This is a genomic window from Mesorhizobium sp. M7D.F.Ca.US.004.01.2.1 (assembly GCF_003997785.1).
Lineage (GTDB): Bacteria > Pseudomonadota > Alphaproteobacteria > Rhizobiales > Rhizobiaceae > Mesorhizobium > Mesorhizobium loti.
This window is the reverse complement of the sequence record NZ_RZRQ01000400.1, coordinates 1-4859: the sequence shown is the minus strand read 5'-3', so window position 1 is coordinate 4859 and position 4859 is coordinate 1. Positions and strand designations below refer to the sequence as shown.

Here is a 4859-nt window from a genome sequence, read left to right as displayed (position 1 = left end):
GTCGTCGCTCATCAAGGCGATTTCCGGCGCGGCCGTGCCCGATGAAGGCGAGATCCGGCTTGAAGGCAAACCCGTCGCCTTCAAATCACCGATGGAAGCCCGCGAAGCCGGCATCGAGACCGTCTATCAGAATCTGGCGCTGTCGCCGGCGCTGTCGATCGCCGACAACATGTTCCTTGGCCGCGAAATCCGCAAACCGGGTTTTCTGGGCGACTGGCTTCGTATGCTCGACCGTCCGGCGATGGAAAAGCGCGCCCGCGACAAGCTCACCGAGCTTGGCCTGATGACCATCCAGAACATTAGCCAGGCGGTGGAGACGCTCTCTGGCGGTCAGCGCCAGGGCGTGGCTGTGGCGCGCGCCGCCGCCTTCGGCAGCCGTGTGGTGATCATGGACGAGCCGACGGCCGCCCTTGGCGTCAAGGAAAGCCGCCGCGTGCTTGAACTGATCCTCGACGTCAAGAAGCGCGGCCTGCCGATCGTGCTGATCTCGCACAACATGCCGCATGTCTTCGAAGTGGCCGACCGCATTCACATCCATCGGCTCGGCCGTCGCCTCTGCGTCATCGATCCCAAGCAATATACGATGTCCGACGCCGTCGCCTTCATGACCGGAGCAAAGGTCCCGCCGGAGGCGGCGCTGGCTGCCTGATGCATGTCGCCCAAAAGTGCGTAGCGGTTTTGGGACGGCATGCACGGAACAAAAACTTGAAGCGCGTCGCGCGGAATGTCTGAGCGCGCCGCGCTTTAAATTGGCAAATTGCCGCAGGGTAAGCTAGCATGAGCTAATCTAAATCGATTGAATATATAGCGGTATCAGCTAGCATGGGCTGGGAGGAACCATGAAAGCCGGTATGATCATGGCAACCGCACGAGAGGCAGCATGACGAGCGCGATGACATCCGAACCCCTCCCGCCACTGCTCGAAAATCCTGATCCAGAGACGCTCGCAAGGGAAGTCTTGATGGCCCTCAAATACCGGGTCGGCAAGGACACCACCGTCGCGACCCAGTACGACTGGCTGACCGCCTCGATCAAGGTCGTGCGCGACCGCATCGTCGACCACTGGATGCAAGCGACGAAAGAGGCCTACGACCAGCAGGAAAAGCGCGTCTACTATCTGTCGCTGGAGTTCCTCATCGGCCGCCTGATGCGCGATGCCTTCTCCAATCTCGGCCTGATGGACAATATGCGCGAGGCGCTGTCGTCGCTGGGCGTCGATCTCGATCTCATCGCCGCACTCGAGCCGGATGCGGCACTCGGCAATGGCGGCCTCGGCCGGCTTGCCGCCTGCTTCATGGAAAGCATGGCGACCGTCGACATTCCCGCGCATGGCTACGGCATCCGCTATGCCAACGGCATGTTCCGCCAGGAGATTCATGACGGCTGGCAGGTCGAACTGCCCGAGACCTGGCTCGATCACGGCAACCCGTGGGAATTCGAACGCCGGGAGCGCTCGTTCGAGGTCGGGTTCGGCGGTTCGGTGGAATCGATCACCTCCAAGGACGGCCGGCTCGAGCGCCATGTCTGGAAGCCGACCGAGCATGTGCTGGCCGTCGCCTATGACACGCCCGTCGTCGGTTGGCGGGCCAATCGCGTCAACACGCTGCGGCTCTGGTCGGGCATGCCTGTCGATCCGATCCTGCTCGACAAGTTCAATGCCGGCGACCACATCGGCGCGCTTGCCGAAAGCAACAAGGCCGATGCCTTGTCGCGCGTGCTCTATCCCGCCGATTCCCACAAGGCCGGGCAGGAACTGCGGCTCAGGCAGGAGTACTTCTTCTCCACCGCCTCGCTGCAGGACATCGTCCAGCGCCATCTCAGCCAGTATGGCGACCTGAAGTCGCTGCCCGATAAGGCTGCGATCCATCTCAACGACACCCATCCGGCCATCGCGGTGCCCGAGCTGATGCGCCTGTTGATGGATGTGCACGGCATGGATTTCGACCTCGCCTGGAGCATCACCAAGCGCACCTTCGGCTACACCAACCACACGCTGCTGCCCGAGGCGCTGGAAAGCTGGCCGGTGCCGCTGTTCGAGCGGCTTTTGCCGCGCCATATGCAGATCGTCTACGCCATCAACGCCGAGGTGCTTCTGGAGGCGCGTGCCTCCAACCAGTTCTCGGACGAACAGATCGGCCGCATCTCGCTGATCCAGGAAAATGGCGACCGCCGGGTGCGCATGGGCAATCTGGCCTTTGTCGGCTCGCATTCGATCAACGGTGTTTCGGCGCTTCACACCGACCTGATGAAGGAGACGGTGTTCGCCGACCTGCATAAGCTCTATCCCGATCGCATCAACAACAAGACCAACGGCATCACGCCGCGGCGCTGGCTGATCCAGTGCAATCCCGGGCTGACGTCGCTCGCTCGTGAGGCGATCGGCGACCGTTTTCTCGACGACATCGATGCCATCAAGGATCTCGATGTCTTCGCTGGCGATGCCGCCTTTCGCGACAAATTCGCCGCCGTCAAGCGCGCCAACAAGGCGCGGCTGGCCAACCTCGTCGCCGACCGGCTCGGCATCAAGGTCGATCCCTCGGCGCTGTTCGATATCCAGATCAAGCGCATCCACGAATACAAGCGCCAGCTTCTGAACATCCTCGAGGCGATCGCTCTCTACGATCAGATCCGCTCGCATCCCGAGCGCGACTGGATGCCGCGCGTGAAATTCTTCGGCGGCAAGGCGGCGCCCAGCTACCACAATGCCAAGCTGATCATCAAACTCGCCAACGACGTCGCCAAGGTCATCAACCGCGATCCGGCCGTGCGCGGTTTGCTGAAGGTGGTGTTCGTGCCGAACTACAATGTCAGCCTGGCCGAGATCATGATGCCGGCCGCTGACCTGTCCGAGCAGATCTCGACCGCCGGCATGGAAGCGTCGGGCACCGGCAACATGAAGTTCGCTCTGAACGGCGCGTTGACCATCGGCACGCTCGACGGCGCCAATGTCGAGATCAAGGAATGCGTCGGCGACGACAACATCTTCATCTTCGGCCTGACCACGGCCGAGGTCGCCGAGCGGCGCAACAATGGCTACAACCCGCGCGCCGTCATCGAGGGATCGCCTGAGCTGGCGCAAGCGGTTGCCGCCGTTTCGTCAGGCGTCTTCTCGCCTGATGACCCGGAGCGTTACCGCGACCTTATCAACGGTCTCTACAACAGCGACTGGTTCATGGTTGCCGCCGATTTCGATGCCTATGCCGCCGCCCAGCGCGAGGTCGATGCGGTCTGGCGCAACAGTCCCGACTGGTACGCCAGGGCAATCCGCAACGTTGCGCGTGTCGGCTGGTTCTCCTCTGATCGCACGATCCGCCAATATGCGAAAGAAATCTGGAACGTGCCTGTCTGATGTGATTGCATGAGGCCGCGAACAATGTGGTCCCGGTGATGTGAGTTTGAATGTCGGATTCTCATCACTAGAAACTTGGTGCCCGGGGAGGGACACTGCCTGATGAAGAAGCCGCGCGCGACCGCTGCGACAAGCGGGCCGGACGGACTGGCGCCAGCCAGCGATGTTGCGGCGATTGTTGCCGGCACGCACGGAGATCCCTTCGCGGTCCTTGGTGTCCATGAGGTCGGCAAGAGCCTGTATGCCCGCTGCTTCGTTCCGCATGCGGAATTCGTCACCGCTTACACGCTGACCGGCACCATAGCGGGTGAACTGTCCAGGCGCGACGATGGCGGCTTTTTCGAAGGCAAGCTCTCGATCAGGAAGCGGCAGCCCCTGCGCTATCACGCGCGCAATGCCGGCGGTGACTGGTGGCTGACCGATCCCTATTCGTTTGGTCCGGTGCTTGGCCCGATGGACGACTACTACATCGCCCAAGGCTCGCACCTAAGGTTGTTCGACAAGCTCGGCGCCCATGTCATTGACCACGAAGGCGCTTCCGGAGTGCATTTCGCCGTCTGGGCTCCCAATGCTCGGCGCGTCTCGGTGGTCGGTGACTTCAACGAATGGGACGGCCGCCGGCACACGATGCGTGATCGCCGCGACACCGGCATCTGGGAACTGTTCGTACCCGACATCGGTGCCGGACGGCCCTACAAATACGAGATCATCGGCCCCGATGGCGTAAGACTCCCGCTGAAAGCCGACCCGTTCGCCTTCAAATCCGAACTGCGTCCGGCCACCGCTTCGGTCGTGGCCGTGCCGCCGGCGCATGAGTGGGGCGACGAGGCGCACCGCAATTTCTGGCGCAATGCCGATCACCGGCGCGAAGCCATCTCGATCTACGAGGTCCATGCCGGCTCCTGGCAGCTTCACGACGACGGTACGTTCCTGTCATGGGATGAGTTGGCCGACCGGCTGATCCCCTATGTGGTCGAGACCGGTTTCACCCATATCGAATTCATGCCGATCTCTGAACACCCCTATGACCCGTCCTGGGGCTACCAGACGACCGGCCTCTACGCGCCGTCGGCCCGCTTCGGCGACCCGGACGGCTTTGCTCGTTTCGTGGATGGCGCCCACCGCGCCGGCGTCGGCGTCATCCTCGACTGGGTGCCGGCGCATTTCCCGGTCGACGCGCATGGCCTGGCCAATTTCGATGGCACCGCGCTCTATGAACATGCCGATCCGCGCAAGGGTTTTCATCCCGACTGGAACACCGCGATCTACAATTTCGGCCGCCGCGAGGTGGTGTCGTTCCTCGTCAACAACGCGTTGTTCTGGGCCGAGAAATACCATGTCGACGGACTTCGCGTCGATGCGGTCGCCTCGATGCTCTACCTCGACTATTCGCGCAAGGCCGGCGAATGGATCCCCAACGAGAAGGGCGGCCGCGAGAACCTCGAGGCGGTCAGCTTCCTGCAGAAGATGAACAAGGAGGTCTACGGCCACCATCCGGGCGTGATGACCA

At 62.3% G+C, this 4859-nt stretch carries 3 protein-coding genes; all 3 read left to right on the top strand.

Annotation, left to right across the window (positions count from 1 at the left end; genetic code table 11):
• Window positions 1-649, top strand: a 649-nt coding sequence (locus tag EN993_RS31480) for an ATP-binding cassette domain-containing protein (RefSeq protein ID WP_164757933.1), incomplete at its 5' end; no start/stop codon positions are given.
• Between the two features lie 231 nt (window positions 650-880).
• The gene (locus EN993_RS31475; protein ID WP_126068448.1) at window positions 881-3349 is read left to right on the top strand and encodes a glycogen/starch/alpha-glucan phosphorylase; all 2469 of its coding nucleotides are present in this window, start codon (window positions 881-883) and stop codon (window positions 3347-3349) included.
• A 102-nt stretch (window positions 3350-3451) separates the two neighbouring features.
• Window positions 3452-4859: 1,4-alpha-glucan branching enzyme (gene glgB / locus EN993_RS31470; RefSeq protein ID WP_127265708.1), on the top strand; the 1408-nt coding region annotated here is incomplete at its 3' end.

Excerpts from the sequence above, each read along its gene's own strand:
- EN993_RS31475 (WP_126068448.1), top strand. The coding sequence starts at position 881 with ATGACGAGCGCGATGACATCCGAACCCCTCCCGCCACTGCTCGAAAAT.